Here is a 20286-nt window from a genome sequence, read left to right as displayed (position 1 = left end):
TTAAAGCTTTTTGTATCCTGCCATCACCTGAGCAGGGGCATTTACCAAATTTTTAGCGGCGACCGCCCCCCGGCCCGCTACCGCCCCGGCACCGGCTCCAGCCACCGATCCAGCGCTGCCAATTGTACTGGCAGAAGTATTGGTTATACTGGTCATAAACCGGCCACCGCCACAGCTTTGCACAATCCAACCGGCTACCGTCGGAACGCAGGTATAACCAAAAATACCAATCAGCAGAAAAACCAGGTAAGCTGTATTGGTGGCATCAAAATCGCCACCGTGTTGTAAATCGGCAATATCTTTTTGCAGCATCAGGACATTAATTTTAGAAACTATTGCTCCGAAAATATTAGCCACCGGAAGCCATAAAAAAACATTGATGTAACGGGCAATCCAATTGGTCAAAGTGCCGTGGAAGCCGTCAAATACGGCCAAACCAAAGGATATTGGTCCGATAATAGCCATCACGATTAGGAAAAAAGTTCTAATGGTATCCAGTACCAAGCTAGCAGCTTCATAAAGAACAATTAGCAATTCTTTAAACCATTCCCGCACACTCGTTTGCATTTGGTACATTGCCCGTTCGGTATACATTCCGGCCATTTCTCCAATGTCTGTAGGGTTCAATTCATCTAGTTTTTTTTCAAAATCCGCATCATCAACCATCCAGCCCTTACCCTCTTTTTTCATGCTGGCTTCTTCCAGTTTAGATAGTTGTTCCTGAAATTGCCGAACTTCTATATTCTGGTTATCAACTAAAGCACCAGTAGCAGTTACAATTGGATCTAGCACCCCGTTTAAAGTGCCAATCACCAAGGGAAAAAACATAATGCACCAACCTATAACAAAAGGCCGAAACAGGGGGTAAAAATCAATCGGTTCGTTATTGGCCATGTGCCGCCAAACCCGGTTTGCAATGTAAAAGATCGCACCTAATCCGGCCAGCCCTCTAGCTACTCCAATCAAGGAATCGCATAGGGGTAACATTTCGTCATATAGCTGTCTTAATATTTGATGCAGACTTTCATCCATAGCCGTATATTTTTAATTATTAGTGGGCTAATCCGTAAAGTCGCATTACCCCATCGGTATTGTTTCTTTTTTTCGCCCGGAGGTAGGAAACGGAGATGTTTTTATTTGTATAATATTGTACTAATGCTTTATGCTGCCTTACTTTTTCAAAAGTGCTACTTATCATATCCAGGCGCTCTTTATCGGTCATACTTAAGGTAGTAGCTTTAGCACCTAAGTTTAGATCATCCACGAGCCGGGAACTTTCCTTTAAAAGGTTGCCGTACCCATCCGTTATATAGCCAATTTCGCTGAGTGAGAAATTTTTATCCATCCGGAACCGGGTAATATTGGTCGCGTACAGGTCTACAATTTGGGCAGTGAGTTCTAGGGTTTCGTAGATTTTTTTATATTCGGCCACCGTATTATTTACCCGTTTCAGGCCATCGTACCACTCTTTCCCCTGATTATATATTTCATTCGTTTTCTGAAATTGCCGAACCAATTCGTATTTCTGCTGAATCTGTTCCGTAATATTGGAAATCTGCTGGATGGCTCTCTGAGAAAAAGCCGTTGGATCGGCTACCACAAATTGGGCAGATGCAGTAAAATTGAAAATAGTTAAAAACGTCCCGAGAAAAATCAGCTTTTTCATAATCCAATCACTTTTAGTTTTTCAATTATTAAAGACTTTATTGTTTTTTCGATACCCGACTATATTTGCCACCATTGCCAAATACAATCATATCTTCCTTTTCGATGTACATGATATCCATTGGCACCCCTATATTCAACCGTATAATATTGTTTTCTTCATCCCAGACACCTGGTACTGTTTTTTTTCCTTGCTGAATTAAGAAGTTATTTCCGTTTCGGGTTATAATTGCATGATCCCTTCCCTCACTTTGAACTGACTTCCATTCCCCAATAAAATTGTCTTTGTAGGGAGAAATTGGAGGTCTTTCCTGATCCGGATTAGAGGATTGCCCGGAATCGGTTTTTTCGGTTCCAGAGGAACAGGCAGATAACAGGGCTAACAGAATCCCTAACACATAATATTTGGTTTTTTGCAATTGTAAATTTTCCATCGTTCAGAATTTAGGTTTAACAGGTTTACATTAACTGGCTCTGGCTATGTTAGCCATTTCCGTAATGGCTAATTCCATACTCCCTTTCCGTTTAGCTAATTCAAATAGTTTTACTTTTTCCGTTTCTTCCGTGGTATAGGTAAAATATTCTTCCGGAGAAACTTCTGTGGCGTACACGGCGCTTTTTACACCGCCCAGGCCAATCCAAACTTCTTTGTATTTTCGGTTAGGGTTATTATCCAGGTTAATGGACAATACCTGTTCTTTTTCCTTATCAGATAATCCTAATAAGTTTTGAATCTGTTCGAATTTATTTAAGTACTTGCGCTGATCCAGCAAAATTTTACAATCGCTATTATTGATAATGGTATCTTTTACAATTGGAGAATGAATAATGTCGTCTACCTCCTGGGTAACTACCACCGCTTCGCCAAAGAACTTCCGAACTGTTTTAAAGAGGTATTTAATATATTCGGCCATCCCTTCCTTGGCAATAGCTTTCCAGGCCTCCTCAATTAAAATCATTTTGCGAACACCTTTTAGCCGGCGCATCTTATTAATAAAGGTTTCCATGATAATCAGCGTAACCACCGGGAAAAGGATTTTATGATCCTTTATATTGTCAAGTTCAAAAACAATGAAACGCTTATTCAGCAGGTCTAATTCTTTGTCCGAGTTCAGCAGATAATCATATTCGCCTCCTTCGTAATAGGGCGCCAGGACATTTATAAAATTGTCAAGGTCAAAATCTTTTTCCCTTACTTTCTTTTCTTCCAGAATCTTCCGGTAGACGCCATTTACAAATTCGTAAAAGGTATTAAAACTTGGGGTAATACTATTTTTGTCTTTCAGAGCAATCAGGTAGTAATTAACGGCATTGGATAAAGCTACTTCTTCTGCCCGGGTAGGAATATCCGTATCCCTTTTCCAGAGCGTTAAAATGAGCGTTTTAATACTTTCTTTTTTCTCAATATCAAATTGCCCGTCTTCGGTATAAAAAGGGTTGAAGCTGATCGGGTTTTCCTCGGTATAGGTTAAATAAACGCCATCCCTCCCCTGGGTTTGCCGGTTAATTAAATCACATAATCCTAAATAGGAATTCCCGGTATCAACCAGGAGCACATGGGTTCCCTGTTCATAATACTGCTTTACCATGTGGTTCGTAAAAAAGGACTTGCCGCTTCCCGAGGGACCGAGGATAAATTTATTCCGGTTGGTGGTAAACCCTTTTTTCATGGGTTCATCCGAAATATCGACCAGAATGGGTTTGCCACTCATGCGATCGACCATTTTTAAACCAAACGGACTACTGGAAGATATATAGTTGGTTTCGTGATTGATAAAGCAGCAAGCTTGTTCCAGGAAGGTATAAAAAGTTTCTTCACTCGGACAATCAGAAGCATTTCCCGGAATACCCGCCCAGAATAAAGCCGGCATATCTTTTGTATTCAAGCGAGGTTTGCAATCCATGGTTGCAATTCCAGCTGTAGCCAAATTTCGGTACTCTTTTAATTGCTCCGGGTCTTCCGACCATAAGAAAACGTTAAAATGAGCCCTTACTGAAGTCTGGTTAAAGCTAATGGCTTCATTCAAAAATTGGTCGTACCATTCTTTATTTATCGCATTTTCCCGGCTATACAAAGACAAAGAATTTAAATTTCGGGCCTTCCTTTCAAACTCTTTTAAATTTTCCGCATGATCGTCAATAAAGAAATATTGGTTATAGATATGGTTACAGGAAAGCAACAATCCAACGGGGGAAGAAAACCCCATATTGCAGTTGCTTTTATCCGTACTTAAGCGGTCATACCTTTTTTCGGTACTTACCGAACCGGGCAGATCGTCTATGTTCGATAAGGTAAATAAATTAAAGTTCTTCGCTCCTATTTGTAAACCATTGGTAAAATCAATATCTGCCAAGGGTACCACCTCATCCTGGCTAACCGCTAAGTATTTTTCAATAATGCCTGCTTTTCCTTCGGTGCCGACAATTTCGGATTCGGTTAAACGAACCAAGCCAACCGCTCCGCTATCCGTTAAGATCCTTTGAAACTGGCTGACCGTATCAAAAAAGTTGGTGATAACCACCGGGGAATCTATTTCCTTCGGGATAATTTTACCCCGAACTAGGGAGCCCCACATACTATTTTTCTTAGCCTTTTCCGGATAGGAAAGGGTAATATAGAGGTAGCAATAATGGTTAAGATAGGGCCGTTCGTTAAAATGGCGTTCGAATGCCCGATCCAGAAAACTTAAATCATCCTTGGCAAAATCCGGCTGATATTTTTCTTCCACAAACCAATCCTGTTTATGAATGATGGTATATTTTGGAAGTATTTTTAACGCTTTAATCCAGGTTTGATGTAAACTTTCATACTCCGGTTGCGACAGGGTAAATATCTCTTTCAGATTTACCCGAAAACAGACTGTTATTTCGGCAAACTTGTTAATAATACAGTCATGCTCCACCTTATACAAAGGCAGTTTCTTTTCGAGAGAATCCGATTTATAAATAACGCCCATTGGTTACCTCTTTCTTTTATACTTCAATATTTTTAAGAACCGGCCCTGATTTACCAGATAATTAGGCCGTTTTTGGGCCGCACTATTTTTCATCAGGCCATGCTCCCCGTAAATCCGGTTATACTTAAAAACTAAATGGAATAACAAGCTGGTTTCCAGAAGGGTAAACAGGATACAGAGATAGGCGTTTAAACCAATTATGTAGAGAATGGTAAAAACTAAAAAAATACCTAGTAAACCGGCCGCAAAGTAGAATAGATATTGCGCCTTTAAGCCCTTGAATTCAACGGGCTTGTTAATTCCCTTATTGATATTATAGGTTGCCACAATCGAGGTGAATTACAAAAAGAAGGCTCTTAAAATAGTCGCTACGACTACGAGGAATACACAGCTGCCAAACCAACCGGCGGCCACTTTCTGGGTATCCGGATCCCCGCTATTCCATTTGGAATAAACTTTAACCCCGCCAATCAGGCCGAGCACCGCACCTACCGCATACATTAAGTTAGTGGCCGGATCAAAGTAACTGGTTACTTGGGCCGTAGCCGCTTCGATGCCGGCAGCGCCGTTCCCCTGGCCAAAAGCAGCCGGGGCGATAGAAAATAACGCAACCAAAGCCACCGCACTTAATAATTTTTTGTTTTTTGGGGTTTTAAAATTTTTCATGTTGTTATAAATTAGGCTGTTAGAAATGGATACTATGTTTCATTAATTTTTTTACATCAACATCAGCGAAGGAATCTTTAATAACCTGCTCCCCTATTTCAGGTACTTCTTCTGCAAAGAATTTATCTCCAAAAAGTAAGTCCAGCTTTTCCTTTGCGCGGGTATTATCAGTGGTGATGCTTTGCAGCAAAAAGCTGTCTTCAATTAATTCCAGGTTCTTAGATAATTCCCTTTTTTCTGAGAATGAAATTTCTTCCTGTTGCAGCAGATCTACAGTTCTATCCAATTCCGCCACCGTGATGCCTCCGGTAAGAACTTCGATTGAATCTGCCTCTTCAAAAGAGATAAATTGCTCTTCCACGTTTACTTCATCGTCAAAAAACATATCTTCTTCCGGGTCTTGCACCGCAAAGGCATTTTCATCATCCCCTGGCAGTATGCTTAGTTCCGGGTTATGGTTAGTTACTCCGGTATCCGATGCATCTGAACTTCCCTCCTCTTCCGTTATTTCAGGTTCTTTATTCTCTTGATGGGTGGGATTATCAGTACCACCAGGGGTAACGGGAGCACCCAGGCTACTGCCATAATCCGGCGTACTACCAATAGCAGAAATGACGGGAACAGCCACCGGGGAAGGTACTAAATCAGCTGGCTTCTTCTTTTCTTGGAACTTGCCAAACACTTCGGCCCGGTAGTAAAGTAATATTACTACCACATAATAAATACTAATCGCAACCAGAAGGAAAAGGCCAAATTGCCCCCATGTAATACCTGCAAACATACCTAGTGAAAATTTATCTATATTATAAATAATTTTTATTCATATCAGAAATATTTTTTTGATATTTTTAGCTTTAAAAATTAGTTATCGATTCTTGTTTGGTAAAATAGAATGCTTATTTATTAGAAAATTAAGATATTGAGCGGTTTTTTACCCGGAATGGATTATTTTTTCTTAAAAAACTATACGTTAGGGAATATTTATAAGATGAATAAATTTAGGATATTTTTAAAATATATTTTCATTAACAATTGCAAAAAGAAATGGCTACCACCAGTGTTTAAACCGATGGTAGCCATTTCTTTAGAAACGGGTTGCGGGCCCCTCCCCTACTTTGATTAATTTTTTTATTTATCCCTAATTTTCAATTACATAGGTTTGATTGAATAGAATAAAACTCCTTAATATTCAAAACTGCTTATAAGTTATCGAACAGGGATTTTCTAAAATGGTCTTTAATTTGAGTTTCGTACTTTTCAAAGTGTTCATCCAGGACATTTTCTAAATAATCGGCAATAGCTATTTTATTACTTGTCAGGGCCAGGATCTGTCTAATCTTGGAATGTTTTAGATCGGATATATAGACATGGGAATTTTTACGGCCGGAAGTAGGCGTTAAAAATCTTTCATATTCCCAGGTATTTCCAGCCTGCGATTTGGGAGTAGCGGTACTGCTGGCAGATTTTTTTTTCCCTTTGCTTTCTTCCGGCATAACTACCGGCGCAGCAGCACTCTGGGGAGCCGGCGAAGGTTCTGTGTTTTCTAATTGTAAATCAGGGTCCAGGTTACTAGGTTCTTCCTCTTTTCCCCCTGGTACATCAGGTTCAGGCGCATTGGTGACAGCCGGTATTTCTACTGGTGGTTCAGGTTCTTTATTTCTATTCAACCCGCTGATACTGCCTATTAAAAAGCTTTCATCAAAAGCCGGAGTAGGTCTTTTCTTGGACATAACTTTTATTTTAAAGCATTAATACTAATACCAACAACCTTTAAAACTTCTTCAATTAAGGGAATCATACTGGTGTCTTTGATTAAGTTGGGCTGCATAGGGAATATAGTAGACCTGAATTCAGGTTTACGGAATTTTACGCTTTGCCCAATCATGGTCTCCAAAACCTTTAACCCGGCTTGTTCTATTACAGAATTCGTCATTTCATATAAATTTGACTTTTCCGATTTGACAACGTTATTCCAAAAGAAGTGCAGGGTCTTTAAATTTATATTTGGTTTATCTATTAAGTTATCGTTTACTAATACCCCAAATTCAAGAGAACTTTTAATAACCAGCTGATCCGCAATCAAGGGTATAAAGATATGGTCTAACTGGCTAATGGTTGCCAGCACCCCGGGGGTATTGATGGTGCCGGGCAAATCCACAAAAATTATATCGTATGGCTCCTCCCCTGCTTCCAGATCCAAAAATATATCCATTTGTGCTACTGCTTCGGTTGGATTGCTATTGGCAATTGGAAAAACTGGTTTGCCTAGACTTGCAAATGCCTGCTGATAGGCTTCGCTCCTTTTAACCAGATTGATTTCATCTTCCCTTAACTTATGAATATTTAATTGAGGATAATCGGCATCCAGAATAGCAATTTTTAATCCGAGTACATTGTGGCAATAACTAGCCATTAATATTTCTAAGGTTGATTTGCCTACTCCTCCCTTTTGATTAAAGAATGATATAAATTTTGTTTCTCTCTCCATTTTCAGTTTTGGACGTTACTTAATTACTTCTTTATATGTCTACTTAGATAGATAAATACTTATTTATAAAAAAGGGTTATATGTTATTTACCTAATCAGAAAATCATATGAATATATATTTACTTATCCCCTTGGTCATATAGGAACCCATCTACTTATTCAACTAATTATGTAAACACCTATTTACTTATTTACTTAAATATATAACTATGTTTTTACTTAATTATATAGTTGCCTGCTTAAGTGGCTGTAAAGATAAATAAATACTTTAAAATATAATTACAGAATTAAGTATTGTTCTCTTTACCTTTTTAAGTAATTAGGTGAATAAGTAATTAGCTAAATAGATAATTAGCCCGATATGTAATTAGCTGGATAAGTTGTTAGCTTAATAGATATTTTGCTGAATAAGTAATTAGCAGAATAAGTAATTAGCTAAATAAGCTATTAGTATAATAAGTAACTATATAATTATATATCCGGTGGAATAAATAAGCATATAAATACTTGTTTTGCTGGTTATATATTTAGTTTTATAGGTAATTAAATTTCTTCCTATATAACTAAATGTATAATTACATATTTTTGTAATCATATAACTAACTACCTGCTTAAATATTTGAATATATATTTACTTACTTTTTAGAATCGGGTATATATTAAAGAAACTTTAAAAATTACTTATTTATATATTTACTTAATTAAGTGATTAGCTAATTTTGCTTTGTATCCTTTATAGTATGTTATATAATTACTTAATTATATGATTACGTGTTTACTTATTTATTCCGGTCTTCTATAGGCGCTGGAATACCCTATTAGGTCCGAAAACTATCTGCTAACGAAATCAGTATATTGCCTTATGTTTTGCGATAGCAAAAAGCAAGATGTGTTTTTGTGCTACAAAAACTAAAATTGCCAAAATTCAGTGCTAATGCCAATTATTAAAAATGCTCCAGAGGCGCTTTTAAAAAATAATAATTAATGGAAAAAGAAGAACCGGCAAGTGAGCGAAAGAAGGGTAGGGGAGGGAGAAAGCCGAAGCCAGACCACGAACGGGCAAAGAACGATATTCATTTTCGGGTAACCGATGCAGAGCTAAAATACTTTGAGGAACTGTTTTTAAAAAGTTCTTATAACAGTAAAAGCGATATGTTTCACGATATGGCATTTAACAAAACGCTAAGAATTAAAGACAGTACCGGCGTAATTTTAGCAACCGAAATGCAGAATCTGATTCGGGAAATTAAGGATATCGGTACCAATTATAACCAGGTAGTAAAGAAGGTTAATTCCTTAACCCAGGCAAAACCTGTACCACCAGAATTAACAAAGTTGATCTGGTTAACCGAAAAATTAGAAGAAAAGCAAAACGAATTTTATAAAATTATTTTACAATTAAGGGAGAAATGGTTGCAAGGATAATAAGGGGGAAGGATATTATCGGCCTTTTAAATTATAACGAAAAGGAAAAATCATCCATCCTTTATGCGCAACTAATTAATGATATAAAGGCTCCGGCGGATATTACCCTGAAGGATAAAATCCAGGCTTTCCAGGCGTATATTAATCTGAACCCCAAAATCAGCAAACCTACTTTTCACCTTTCTTTAAATCCGGATCCTTCCGATAAGCTAAATGATAACCAATTAACCGAGATTGGTCGGCAGTATATGGACCGGATGAATTACGGCCAGCAGCCTTTTATTATTTACAAGCATGAGGATATTGACCGTACCCACATTCATATTGTTTCGGTAAATATCGGTTTAAATGGTAAAGCCATTCCAACCAGTAATGAGCGATACCGTTCCGAAGCGGTCCGGAAGGAACTGGAAATTGAATTTGGGTTAGTTAAAGCGAGTGAAAAGGTAAAAAACAGCCAGAATATTTTTGAGCCTATAAATGTTCAAAGCATTGAATACGGCAAGACGGATACAAAAAGTGCCATTTCATCCGTGGTACGTTCCGCTACCAGAGATTTTAAATTTACTTCTCTTCCGGAATTTAAAACGCTGCTCAATCAATACAATGTTACTGTAGATGAAGTAAAAGACAAAAGTGATCCGGATAAAACTTTAGGATTATTGTACTCCGTCATCAATAGGGAAGGGGAGAAAGTAAGCACCCGGATAAAGGCCAGCAGCATTGATAAGAAAGTAGGCTTGACAGCTTTGCTGGATAAGTTCAGCCAGGACGAAAAACAGATAAAGGATGCCAATCTAAAATCCATTCTAAGCCAGAAGATAAACGGCATTTTAAAAGCATATCCTTATATAACCCAGATTGATTTCAAGGACCGGTTAAAAGATCAGGGGATCCAGGTTGTTTATCACCAGAGCAAGGAAAAACGCCTTTACGGGATAACCTTCATTGATAACGGAAGCAAAATGGTTATCAATGGCCGCAGCTTAGGGAAGGAATATTCCGCCCATACCTTAAATCAGCGTTTTTCAGAAACTACGCTTTCGGGCCAGGACTTACAAAAAGCAAATAAAACGTTAATAGCTATTTATAATGAGTACCGGAAAACGGATGATACCTATTTTTTCGAAAGCAGTATTATAAAAGCTTTACCCGAATTAGCAGGAAAATTGGTTTTGCAATTGCAAAAACAGGCTCCCGATATGGGAAAGGAACAGGCCAATCTGGCGGTAACCGACTTTATTCAATATCGGCAAAAGCAATTACCGAAAGTACAGGAAAAGGAAACTGCTTATTTTTCCGCTAATACCCCGCAGCTGGTAGATTTTATCCGTTCTAATACGGCTCTAAGCTTAAAGCAAAAATTAAGCTTCTTGTACGCCAATAATATTACCTTTTCCCAAAAAGGAGATGACCTGCTGATCCACTCTACCAAAAGCCAGGAAGTAGGTTACCCGATGCCTCAGAACAACATTTTTAATTTATTTGGCACCCCGGCCACCGAAGAGAAATTAGCCGTAACAGCCAGGGAAATTCCTTTCTTTAAGAAGGCAGACCGGGATATTTTAAAGGTATTAAGCCATAAACCAGCGGACAGGAATTATAAAGATTTGAAACTAGCTGACAGAATTAACTTTTTAGATCGTTCGCCCATCCTGCCTTATTTGTCCAGAACAGATAAACATTTGCTATACAGCCATGCTAATTTAAGTTATGTGGATGGTTTTTTCAGGACCCAGAATAAAGATTTAAACTATCATCAAACCCTTTCTAATATGTTGGATAACGGGTTATTGGTAAAGCTGGTAACCGGTAGTCAAGGGGAAATTGTCTCTTATAATATCGGGTATTTCAAGTTCCCCGAAAGCACCTTTGTCAAAGCCGGAGCAAAAATTACCAACTATCTGAAAGCTAATAATTTTAACCTTAAGACCGAAGCCAGTATAAAAAAGCTAGTATTTCGGCAATTGGAAAACGGAGCGGTTAAAGTTTCGCCTAAATACAGCCTGATGGTAAGGTTAAATCAAGCCTACCAAAAAAATGACCTAAAAGTTACCCATAACGTATTAAGTTTAATTCATAAGATAAATAAATCGCTTGCCCTGAAAATTGAGAAAGACATAGCGGAAATTATCAAACTTAATCACAAAAACGGAGATGCAGAAAAGGTACAAGCGAAAGATTTAATTCCAGTAATTCAGAAAGAAATTGCGGGATACCCGGCAGATGCCCTGCGGGAACAAAGCCTGAATAACCATTTTACGAGCCGTTACAGCCCGGAATCAAAGCAAGGTGCCGGGATTTTAGAAAGTTTGGGAACGCTATTTAACAATCTGGCCGATGCTGTTTTTGGAATTGAAAGCGGAGAAATGGAAGAACATAAGCCGGAGAAAAACAAGCGGAAAAAGCGCCGCCGCCCCCGTTGGTAAACTTAAATTTCTGCTTAAATTAATTCACCTGGTAAATAATCTGGTTATCATTTTTAAAAACAGTACCTTATCGGAGGCTGCTGGCAAAATAATTTATATTTGCTTTGGCTCTTGTCTGAACCGGAATTTACTCCGGCATTACTGGTATTGAACCTTAACTTTTAAAGCAAATGCACGAAGATCAACGAGCCTTATCCAAGCTAATGGACTTTACCCAGGTTATTAGTATATTTCTCCTCTTATTAAATATTTATTGGTTTTGTTATGCTGTTTTTCAGGATAACGGATGGACGGTGCCATTTATAGATAATGTTTTAAAAAAGTTGAATAAAGGAAGTGGCCTTTTTCAAGAATCCATTTATTCTAAATTAGCTTGTATTCTCTTTTTAGCCATTTCCTGTTTGGGTACCAAAGGCGTTAAATCCGAAACCATTACGGGTAAAAAGATTAGAATATATTTTGTCCTGGGCGCTTTCCTGTTTTTTGCCAATGATCTCTTTTTAAATTTATTTAATCGCTTAACTTTAAATGCGTTCCTTTATATCAGCACCTTAACCGTCGGTTACCTGATGCTTTTAAAAAGCGGAAACTATCTAACCAGATTATTTAACCATGATCTGATGAAAGATATTTTTAACGAGGAAAACGAATCTTTCCCCCAGGAAGAAGCTTTCATGCAAAATGAGTATTCTGTTAATTTGCCCACCGAATACCAACTAAAAGGCAAAATACGCAAAGGCTGGATAAACGTGGTTAATCCCTTTCGGGCCACTGGCGTAACCGGTACCCCCGGGTCCGGTAAATCTTTTGCGGTTATTAATCAATTTATAAAGCAGCACATCCAAAAAGGGTTTGCTATGTATATCTATGATTATAAGTTTGACGACTTAAGCCGGATTGCTTATAATACCCTTTTAAAGAATTATGATAAGTACCAGGTAAAGCCAAGCTTCTACGTTATCAACTTTGACAACCCGGCCAAGAGCCACCGTTGTAATCCGCTTTTACCTTCCATGATGAGTGATATTATAGACGCTTACGAAAGTTCCTATACCATCATGCTTAACCTGAATAAAAAGTGGATCGAAAAGCAGGGAGAATTTTTCGTGGAATCTCCTATTAATTTTCTGGCGGCCATTATTTGGTTTTTACGGTTATATGATAACGGTAAGTATTGTACGTTTCCGCATGCCATCGAATTTTTAAGCCGGAAATACGAAGAAATTTTTCCTATCTTGGGCAGTTACCCGGAAATTGAAAACTACGTTAAGCCGTTCGTTTCCGCGTTTGAAGGGGGGGCGATGGAACAGCTGGAAGGCCAGATTGCCAGCGCCCGGATACCTTTATCCCGGTTAGCTTCTCCGCAATTATATTGGGTGATGAGCGGCAATGATTTTACGCTGGATCTGAATAACCCGGAAGCGCCCAAAGTTTTATGCGTCGGCAATAACCCGGACCGGCAAGCCATTTATGGCGCCGCCCTCGGTCTGTATAATGCCCGGATTATAAAACTGATTAATAAAAAACATAAGCTGAAAAGTTCGGTAATTATCGACGAATTGCCAACCATTTACTTTAAAGGTTTAGATAATTTGATTGCCACGGCCAGGAGTAACAAGGTTAGTACGTTATTAGGCTTCCAGGACTTTTCCCAATTGGAAAGAGATTACGGGAGGGCAGAAGCGACCGTAATTAAAAATACAATTGGCAATATTTTTTCCGGTCAGGTAGTAGGGGATAGCGCCAAACAGTTATCCGAGAGATTTGGCCGGATATTACAAAAGCGCCAGAGTATTTCCGTAAGCCGGGATAGCACTTCTTCTTCTACTTCTACCCAATTGGATAGCATGATCCCGGCCAGTAAGATCGCTAACTTATCTCAGGGAATGTTTGTCGGTGCCGTAGCGGATAATATGGGGGAAGAAATAGGACAAAAGGTTTTCCATGCCACGATTAAAATAGACGTTAAAGGGGTAAAAGAAGAAGAAAGTAATTACCAGGAAATTCCGGTCATTACCAATTTTACCGATAGTGCCGGCGTAAACCGGATGGATGAAATCATCCAGAATAATTACCTTCAGATTAAAGCCGACATTGAGAATTTAATAAAAGCAGAATTAATCCGTATTAATACAGTTGTAAAAGCACCAGTAGCTAAGTAAATATAATGGAAAACAAGGTTGAAGAATTGGAAGATTCCCAGGAAAAAAATAAGGTGGTACCCATGGATACAACCGAATTTCAGGTAATTGTGGGAAAACGATTGCTCGAAGTCCGGACTTCCATCCGGCCCAAATTATCACAAATGAAGCTGGCAGAGGACACAAATTTAAACCAGGGCATTATTCATCGGATGGAATCAGCGGGAAGGGGAACGATAGATAATTTCCTGGTCCTGCTAAATTATTATTTAAAGAAAGATTTTAACCTGAATTATATACTAGCCGAGGATAATTCTATGTTTGCGCCAAAACTACGCTTACAAGATAAAATAGACAATATTGATAATTATTTTGAACTGCCGGAATAAACAGGCTTTTCTTTTGCTCTAAACTTTTCAAACATTAAAAAGCAAAAGGGATACGGGTCCAGGGCAAAACCATTTTTAATTAAAATATAATGTAAATGGGGTCCCGTGCTCCAACCCGATTGCCCGACGTAACCAATTACCTGCCCTTGTTTTACCGTCTGCCCCGGTAGGACAATAAACCGGAGCAAATGGCCATACAGCGTAATAAATCCGTTTAAATGGTTTAGCTGAACAAAATTTCCCAGGGAGGAATGAAATTTTACCGCGCTAATAACCACGGCATCGGCCACGGCATAAACCGGCGTACCATTAGGAGCCGGAATATCAATCCCCCCATGAAACATATCATTATTTTTTAGGGGATGCTTCCGGTAACCAAATCCGGAACTGATTTTAAACTTAATTATCTTCGCCTGTCGGATCGGAACCAGGCTAGGGATCGTTCGCATCATGCCGGAATCCCAATTGGAAATCCGAAGGACAGTATAAACATCGTTGTAAGTAGCCGCGTGTTTTAAAAGGTCAATGGTGGCCTTTTTTATTTCTTCTTTTAAAGCTCTTTTTTTCAACCAAAGCAGCGAAGCTTTTAATTTTTCTGCCTCGGAAATCTCTTCCCATATAGCGGTATCTTTTCCAATTGCAAAACCTTGCGCGTGCAGTTGTATATTAGCCAAAAAAATAAAACTAAAAGCTGTCCATTTTAAGTGCCGCGGCATGCCATTTTTTAAAATTATTCGTATGATGAAATATACGCATTAAAAAAGGCGTAAGATTATCTATATTATAAATAATTTCGTTTTTATCCCGACCAAAACAGGATTTTATTAAACCTTTTATTTTGTGAAATTATGGCAGCGTTTGCACCCTCCTTCCCAAGTACAGAAAACAGCAACCAGGAAGAATCGATTAAGGGTCCAGTAAAAACAGAAAGAAATATAGGCGAAACGGTGCAACACTTATTTACCGTAAATAAAGAAACCGGAGAAGTAAGTATTTTGGGCAAAGACGAACAAGGCAATCCCCAATTACATAATCCAGCGAAACCCGGCAATCCAGCTAACCCGGCGTTTGAGGTAATCCTCCACCAAGGGTTTTTGGGAAATTTTATTATAAACTTCCATAACAATTACAAAAATCATAATTTAGAGGTGTTAGCTGTACCTACATCAAAAAAAATAGATAAAGCAGCCGCGGAAATAAAGGAGCATCTGCCCAGTTTAAAATCCAATTTAATAGATGGCCTGAGAAAACTAAAAGAGAAAACCGGCATTACCGGCATTACAGATAGAACGGAAAGGGCCTTTATCAATCTTCCGGAAGACCAGAGACAAAAAATATTTCAAAAAATGGCAAATGATCCGAATGGAGATAAGGCCTATTCTTATAATCAAAAGAATGGCCTTTATCAAATGCCGGATGATGAATTGCCGAAAACCAGTTTTCGAACAGATTTAAGAAACTTTATCCAATTTCTAAAGAATGAAGATTTTGAATTTCCAGAAAATAATGAGCCATTAAATACAAATAAAACTATAAAAAAAGAAAATTCTAATCAAATGCAACAACCAAAATTTAATCCGGATGCCATCAACTGGAAGGATGCCGAGAAGTTAGGTTTAACCAGGGAACTACTCGAAAAGACTGATAATATGAAGAAATTATTGAATGGGGAAAAGACTTCTTTATTTCAGGGACTTAAAGGCGATTTAGGCGGGGTTAAAATTTCATTGGATGGGAAATTTCGTTTGGTAGAGAATCCGGCCGGGCAACCTACCTTCGTTTTCCACGGGGTTAAGGCCGCATTAGATATTCCCAAAAATTATTTGGGCTATGAATTTTCAGATGAAGATAAGCAAAACTTAAAAGAAGCCGGAAATCTGGGTAAGCAGGTCACACTTATGGACAAAACTACTAATTCGGAATTTAAGGCTTATGTAGGGGTAGATAAGGATACGAAAGAAATAGTGGCCATTCGGGCCGACCGGATTAAAATTCCAAATATGTTGAAAGGAGTTTTATTAACGGATGAACAAAAGAAGTTATTAGAGCAAGGAAAACCAACCCCAATCACCGGCATGAAGGATGATAAAAACCAGGAATTTTCAGCAACGGTACAAATAGATCCGGCTAAAAAAGGTTTTTCCTTCCAGAAATTGCCCGAAACAACTATCAAAGAAACGGTAAAACCAGAACATAAAATTCAGGTAGCAGCCAATAACGATGGTAATAAAGCCGATACGGTGAAACAAATAGATACGGTAAAAAGCCAGCAGCAGAAAGATCCTAAATTAAAAATAGTACCTGGAAAAAAAAGAGGGGGACCAAAATTATAAAATTGTGAACCACTATTTTACCATTATTAATTCAGTCCAGGTATTAAGATAGGAATCTGTTTCCCCTTTTCTATTAATTGCTTAATTTTTCCCCCATGGAGGATATTAAAAATAAGTTTCCCCAGGCCAGAACCTTCGAGGACTTTCGTAACGAAATTTCTATTATTGAATTGGCCACGGCCAATGGTTACCAACACGAAATAAAAAAAGGCTCCCGGACACCGGTTTTTTTTAATCCCCAAACGAACGACCGGATTATTATTATGAATCCAACCAACCCGGGCAAACAGGGTTATTGGAATCCGGATGATGATACCGATAAAGGCAGCTTAATAAATTTTGTAAAAAGAAGATTAGGCACCACTTTTCCGCAAAACAATACCAGGAATGAAAATGCCAATGTGAATGCTGTTTTATATAATTACCTTAAATTACCCCAGCCGGTTAGACAGCAGAACCGGGAATTAGTAAATTCCGAAGTGCTGCAAAATATAGAGGCCCATAAATTCCTGGTTGATTATTACAAAATTAAACCTCTCTTTAAAAAAGACTTCTTTCGCGAAAGAAGCATTTCTTTAGACACCCTGGAAAAACCGGAATTTACCGGACGTATTTTTAATGTGCAGTACCAGGATCCAACTAAACCGGGACCCATATATACAAACGTAGCTTTCCCTTATCACCTGGCTAATGATACCCGAATGGTAGGGTTAGAAATACGAAACAGCAATTATAAGGCCCATGCGGAGGGCTCTGACCGCAGCAATGGTGTATGGCATTCCAATATGCCCCCCAAGCTAGATAAAATGGTACTGGTTGAAAGTGCCTTGGATGCCCTTAGTTATAAAGAACTCCGGAATCCGGAGAATACTTTGTTTGTATCCTACGGGGGAAACTTAACCATAAATCAAATTCAGACCATAAAAGACTTAAAAGCCAAAGGAAATACGGATGCAAATTTTAAATACGTTACCGCCAACGACAACGATAAAAAAGGCGCTTATTATGATCTGATGTTCCTGCGGGAACTGGCTTCTGAAAAATTTCCTTCCCAACGTCTTGCCAACCCCAAAAATAGCATTAAGCTGGCCTTCGCCAGCTTACAGGCCCAAAATCCAGGCACTCCCGCGCCTAGTTCGGTCATTGATTTAGCCGATAAATTAATGCAGGAATTGAATCCTTATAATAAGCAGATTGAGGAAGAAATGAAAAAAGAAGGGTTGAGTAACGTCGTTAAATTGGAGTTGGAAAAGGATAAAATTAAATTTAAAGTAGAAGGAAATCAGTTTTTGGTCCAAATTCCGGCTACGTATTTTGCCATGCACCAGTTTAATAAAGCGTTGGTAGTAGCAACTGGGTTAGAAAATGTTATTAAGATAGATAAAGCTGTATTAAACGATTATAATGAGGATTTAAAGTTGTTTAAGCTGATTAATAAGAACCCGGAAATTTTAGCAGATATCAATAAAAATGATCTCCAAAAGAAGCACGAAGAAAAGCTGGCGTATTCAGATTTAAAATTTGTGGTTTCACAGCCAGGACGCTATGAGCAGCTCCAAAAAATGTTCGATTTGAGTAACGCGAACCAGGAAAGTCAGGAAATTTTAAAGAAAGAAAATAACGTTTCAGGGATAAGTAGAAGCCCGGATACAGTAGGATTAGCAGCAGATAATCAGTCAAGTAAACCAGGTAACTTTAAACAAAAAACATACCAGGCAAGGCTAGGATTTTAAGGTAAAAGTTGGAATTTCAGCAGTATTAAAAGGTATAAAATTAAGAATTTCAGAAGTGCCGATAGTAAAAGCCAGATCCGGAAAAGGGTTTGGTTTTTTTTAAAAGAAGGAGGCTCCCTATTGGTCGAACCCTTCCAGGCTACGCTTTGCTTTGGTCGCAAGCGACAAATTTACTTTGTAAATTCCCTTCCAGGCTTCTAGCCCACAATCCTTTCAATATCCAATTCAATGGGACTTCCCGGCTTAACTAAAAAATTGTAAAGTACGCTTTTAGTGCCTGATATCCAGGAAGAAAAAGGATTTTAAGTGAAGGGGAAAAAATATCGCCAAGTTATAAATGTTTGTAAATAAATATATACTAATCGTATCTTTAAATGATACGTTTCGTATAAATATATATAGACAATAAGTTAACAATTGTAACTAAAAAGATTATGGCAACGCAAAGCACAATTTTAGAAAAAGCAACTTCCTGGGATAATATCTGCTTTCCCATAGTGGAAGAAAAATTACAAGACCTTTTACCCGGCTCTTATAAATTGCTGCCATCCGATAGACAACGGGCAATCGTTGGCTATATGCCCGATGGTACCCAACACGTTTTTGCCCTGCAATCAGATGAATATACTTTAATACCCAATGATTTTCTTCGGTCGGTCGTGGACAGCGTGGCAACAGATTATAAAATTGATGCCCGTTATACTTCCCGAGGTGATTTTGGTATCAATATTATTCTTCCTGATAGCCTGAAAGTAGGCAATGAGCGCATATACAAAAACCTCATCATCAATAATTCTTATACCGGAAAAAGTCCTTTTAACATTCAAGGCTCAAGCATTGAAAGTACGAACGAGGATAAAGTAAGAATATCTTATTACCGCCAGATTTGCGCGAATGGCCTGATGGGATGGGCAGACGAATTTATGAGTTATGAGGAATATTTTAATTGGTTAGCCAATGGCCAGCCTAAAAAATATCTGGATGCTTTAAAAGAAAAAGTAGAACACGTAAATATCGAGCGGATTAAAAAAGAAGAAAAAATATTGGCCGAAACTTTTCACCATAAAGGTTTAAATCTGGAATTTTTCAAAGAGCATTTAACTAAAATCTTAAAAAATTTCACGGCTCAAAACAGTTCCGTAACGGGTGCCATTTATAATAAATTGGTTCAGGTGGCCTTACCTACTGATGCCGATGTTCAACAGGTTATTTTGGAATCCGGATTGCCGAAAAAACTGGCTTCCATGGCGGTAGAACGGTTACGGGTTGAAGAGCAGGAATTGCAGACCGACGCTAATTTATGGCTTTTATATAATGCTGCTAATTATGCCCTTTTTAACGGTAAATCGGCCTTAACCATTAACGAGAGGTTTAAAGCTGATCAAAAAGCTTTTCATAATATCGCCCAAATGGCGCTTTAAGGGGCGGAAAGAAGCCGGTAAGAGCAACCCGTTTTTACCGGCTTCTCCAGCACTTTTTACAATTGTAAAACTCCCATTTTCGAAAAGTATCAATTTTGCCTTAATTTTTTCCAATTGTTTTAATTTAAAAATCTCTTTATGGAAGCTGTAAAATTAAATCCAGAATCCTTTTTTAAAGAATATTTTTTTAACCAGAACCACGTTTGCACAAACCCCGAAAAAGCTTTTTCCTGTTATGTAGATCTGGCTAATTATTTAACCATTACCGTAGCGCAGCATCCCCTAAACGGCCGGTGGTGCGTAGGAGAGGATTATGCCAGTAATCAGGTCTGCAGCTTTGAAGGAGGATCGTCCAGCGCCAGCCATAATCCGAACGAATTAGGAACCGGATACTTAACCGCTAAAGAAGGATTAAGAATTAAAGTAAACCATATTTTAGAAAATCTGAACCGGTACCGCCTGCACCCTAAAATTTTGGAAGCGCTCAAAATTTATGGCGTTACCTTAGATATGGTAGTGCCGGGCCAGCAGCTACCTTTATTCTGAAATTTTAAAATCTGGGCAAGCTTTTACGCTTGCCCTAATTTTTCCCAATCTTTTCCGGCCGCCAATTAGGTCCCAATTGCCATCGTACGCCAG

General features: G+C 38.4%; 18 protein-coding genes. 8 read left to right on the top strand and 10 right to left on the bottom strand.

Annotated features, from left to right (window positions below; all coding sequences use genetic code 11):
- The 9 genes from traJ to AAE02nite_RS16040 all read right to left on the bottom strand — a co-directional run bounded on the left by traJ (position 1) and on the right by AAE02nite_RS16040 (position 7776).
- Positions 1 to 1032: a conjugative transposon protein TraJ gene (gene traJ, locus AAE02nite_RS16080; protein WP_146899673.1), complete on the bottom strand. Its 1032-nt coding sequence runs from the start codon at positions 1030 to 1032 to the stop codon at positions 1 to 3.
- Positions 1033 to 1051: 19 nt separating this feature from the next.
- Positions 1052 to 1666, bottom strand: a complete 615-nt coding sequence (locus AAE02nite_RS16075) for a hypothetical protein (RefSeq protein WP_146899670.1) — start codon at positions 1664 to 1666, stop codon at positions 1052 to 1054.
- Positions 1667 to 1703: 37 nt separating this feature from the next.
- Positions 1704 to 2099 (bottom strand): hypothetical protein, encoded by a 396-nt coding sequence (locus AAE02nite_RS16070; RefSeq protein ID WP_146899667.1) that lies wholly within the window; start codon positions 2097 to 2099, stop codon positions 1704 to 1706.
- A gap of 30 nt (positions 2100 to 2129) precedes the next feature.
- Positions 2130 to 4622 carry a TraG family conjugative transposon ATPase gene (locus AAE02nite_RS16065; protein WP_146899663.1) on the bottom strand — a complete coding sequence of 831 codons (2493 nt, stop codon included), beginning with the start codon at positions 4620 to 4622 and terminating at the stop codon, positions 2130 to 2132.
- A 3-nt stretch (positions 4623 to 4625) separates the two neighbouring features.
- On the bottom strand, positions 4626 to 4949 hold the full coding sequence (locus AAE02nite_RS16060; RefSeq protein WP_146899660.1) for a DUF4133 domain-containing protein: 324 nt from the start codon (positions 4947 to 4949) through the stop codon (positions 4626 to 4628).
- Between the two features lie 12 nt (positions 4950 to 4961).
- Positions 4962 to 5288, bottom strand: coding sequence for a DUF4134 domain-containing protein (locus AAE02nite_RS16055; RefSeq protein WP_170252620.1), 327 nt, complete (start codon positions 5286 to 5288; stop codon positions 4962 to 4964).
- 19 nt (positions 5289 to 5307) lie between these two features.
- Complete coding sequence (locus tag AAE02nite_RS16050; RefSeq protein WP_146899654.1) at positions 5308 to 6069, bottom strand: hypothetical protein; 762 nt, start codon at positions 6067 to 6069, stop codon at positions 5308 to 5310.
- A gap of 418 nt (positions 6070 to 6487) precedes the next feature.
- Positions 6488 to 7018, bottom strand: a complete 531-nt coding sequence (locus AAE02nite_RS16045; protein WP_146899651.1) for a DUF3408 domain-containing protein — start codon at positions 7016 to 7018, stop codon at positions 6488 to 6490.
- A 5-nt stretch (positions 7019 to 7023) separates the two neighbouring features.
- Positions 7024 to 7776 carry a ParA family protein gene (locus AAE02nite_RS16040; RefSeq protein WP_146899648.1) on the bottom strand — a complete coding sequence of 251 codons (753 nt, stop codon included), beginning with the start codon at positions 7774 to 7776 and terminating at the stop codon, positions 7024 to 7026.
- Between the two features lie 984 nt (positions 7777 to 8760).
- Here AAE02nite_RS16040 and AAE02nite_RS16035 point away from each other — a divergent pair.
- The 4 genes from AAE02nite_RS16035 to AAE02nite_RS16020 all read left to right on the top strand — a co-directional run bounded on the left by AAE02nite_RS16035 (position 8761) and on the right by AAE02nite_RS16020 (position 14160).
- Positions 8761 to 9201, top strand: coding sequence for a plasmid mobilization protein (locus AAE02nite_RS16035; protein WP_146899645.1), 441 nt, complete (start codon positions 8761 to 8763; stop codon positions 9199 to 9201).
- Positions 9186 to 11630: a relaxase/mobilization nuclease domain-containing protein gene (locus AAE02nite_RS16030; RefSeq protein ID WP_146899642.1), complete on the top strand. Its 2445-nt coding sequence runs from the start codon at positions 9186 to 9188 to the stop codon at positions 11628 to 11630. Before AAE02nite_RS16035 ends, AAE02nite_RS16030 begins: the two co-directional genes overlap by 16 nt.
- Before the next feature lie 170 nt (positions 11631 to 11800).
- The gene (mobC, locus tag AAE02nite_RS16025; protein ID WP_146899638.1) at positions 11801 to 13792 is read left to right on the top strand and encodes a conjugal transfer protein MobC; all 1992 of its coding nucleotides are present in this window, start codon (positions 11801 to 11803) and stop codon (positions 13790 to 13792) included.
- Positions 13793 to 13797: 5 nt separating this feature from the next.
- Positions 13798 to 14160, top strand: coding sequence for a hypothetical protein (locus tag AAE02nite_RS16020; protein WP_146899635.1), 363 nt, complete (start codon positions 13798 to 13800; stop codon positions 14158 to 14160).
- On the opposite strand, the gene AAE02nite_RS16015 is transcribed toward AAE02nite_RS16020, so the two are convergent.
- Positions 14139 to 14876, bottom strand: coding sequence for a M23 family metallopeptidase (locus AAE02nite_RS16015; RefSeq protein ID WP_146899631.1), 738 nt, complete (start codon positions 14874 to 14876; stop codon positions 14139 to 14141). The two genes, AAE02nite_RS16020 and AAE02nite_RS16015, sit on opposite strands and share 22 nt — an antisense overlap.
- Before the next feature lie 279 nt (positions 14877 to 15155).
- On the opposite strand from AAE02nite_RS16015, the gene AAE02nite_RS16010 reads away from it, so the two are divergent.
- The 4 genes from AAE02nite_RS16010 (at position 15156) to AAE02nite_RS15995 (ending at position 20193) form a co-directional block, all read left to right on the top strand.
- Complete coding sequence (locus AAE02nite_RS16010; protein ID WP_170252619.1) at positions 15156 to 16493, top strand: DUF3945 domain-containing protein; 1338 nt, start codon at positions 15156 to 15158, stop codon at positions 16491 to 16493.
- A gap of 95 nt (positions 16494 to 16588) precedes the next feature.
- The gene (locus tag AAE02nite_RS16005) at positions 16589 to 18226 is read left to right on the top strand and encodes a toprim domain-containing protein (RefSeq protein ID WP_146899623.1); all 1638 of its coding nucleotides are present in this window, start codon (positions 16589 to 16591) and stop codon (positions 18224 to 18226) included.
- A 434-nt stretch (positions 18227 to 18660) separates the two neighbouring features.
- Positions 18661 to 19647 carry a hypothetical protein gene (locus AAE02nite_RS16000; protein WP_146899619.1) on the top strand — a complete coding sequence of 329 codons (987 nt, stop codon included), beginning with the start codon at positions 18661 to 18663 and terminating at the stop codon, positions 19645 to 19647.
- A 138-nt stretch (positions 19648 to 19785) separates the two neighbouring features.
- Positions 19786 to 20193, top strand: coding sequence for a hypothetical protein (locus AAE02nite_RS15995; RefSeq protein WP_146899616.1), 408 nt, complete (start codon positions 19786 to 19788; stop codon positions 20191 to 20193).
- The last annotated feature ends 93 nt before the right edge of the window (positions 20194 to 20286 follow it).

It is taken from the genome of Adhaeribacter aerolatus, from assembly GCF_007991635.1.
GTDB lineage: Bacteria > Bacteroidota > Bacteroidia > Cytophagales > Hymenobacteraceae > Adhaeribacter > Adhaeribacter aerolatus.
The sequence above is the reverse complement of the archived record's forward strand: the minus strand, read 5'-3'. Positions and strand labels throughout refer to the sequence as shown.

Coding starts and splice junctions, on each gene's coding strand:
- traJ (WP_146899673.1), bottom strand. CDS start 1,032: ATGGATGAAAGTCTGCATCAAATATTAAGACAGCTATATGACGAAATG.
- AAE02nite_RS16075 (WP_146899670.1), bottom strand. CDS start 1,666: ATGAAAAAGCTGATTTTTCTCGGGACGTTTTTAACTATTTTCAATTTT.
- AAE02nite_RS16070 (WP_146899667.1), bottom strand. CDS start 2,099: ATGGAAAATTTACAATTGCAAAAAACCAAATATTATGTGTTAGGGATT.
- AAE02nite_RS16065 (WP_146899663.1), bottom strand. CDS start 4,622: ATGGGCGTTATTTATAAATCGGATTCTCTCGAAAAGAAACTGCCTTTG.
- AAE02nite_RS16055 (WP_170252620.1), bottom strand. CDS start 5,288: ATGAAAAATTTTAAAACCCCAAAAAACAAAAAATTATTAAGTGCGGTG.
- AAE02nite_RS16050 (WP_146899654.1), bottom strand. CDS start 6,069: ATGTTTGCAGGTATTACATGGGGGCAATTTGGCCTTTTCCTTCTGGTT.
- AAE02nite_RS16045 (WP_146899651.1), bottom strand. CDS start 7,018: ATGTCCAAGAAAAGACCTACTCCGGCTTTTGATGAAAGCTTTTTAATA.
- AAE02nite_RS16040 (WP_146899648.1), bottom strand. CDS start 7,776: ATGGAGAGAGAAACAAAATTTATATCATTCTTTAATCAAAAGGGAGGA.
- AAE02nite_RS16035 (WP_146899645.1), top strand. CDS start 8,761: ATGGAAAAAGAAGAACCGGCAAGTGAGCGAAAGAAGGGTAGGGGAGGG.
- AAE02nite_RS16030 (WP_146899642.1), top strand. CDS start 9,186: ATGGTTGCAAGGATAATAAGGGGGAAGGATATTATCGGCCTTTTAAAT.
- mobC (WP_146899638.1), top strand. CDS start 11,801: ATGCACGAAGATCAACGAGCCTTATCCAAGCTAATGGACTTTACCCAG.
- AAE02nite_RS16020 (WP_146899635.1), top strand. CDS start 13,798: ATGGAAAACAAGGTTGAAGAATTGGAAGATTCCCAGGAAAAAAATAAG.
- AAE02nite_RS16015 (WP_146899631.1), bottom strand. CDS start 14,876: ATGCCGCGGCACTTAAAATGGACAGCTTTTAGTTTTATTTTTTTGGCT.
- AAE02nite_RS16005 (WP_146899623.1), top strand. CDS start 16,589: ATGGAGGATATTAAAAATAAGTTTCCCCAGGCCAGAACCTTCGAGGAC.
- AAE02nite_RS16000 (WP_146899619.1), top strand. CDS start 18,661: ATGGCAACGCAAAGCACAATTTTAGAAAAAGCAACTTCCTGGGATAAT.
- AAE02nite_RS15995 (WP_146899616.1), top strand. CDS start 19,786: ATGGAAGCTGTAAAATTAAATCCAGAATCCTTTTTTAAAGAATATTTT.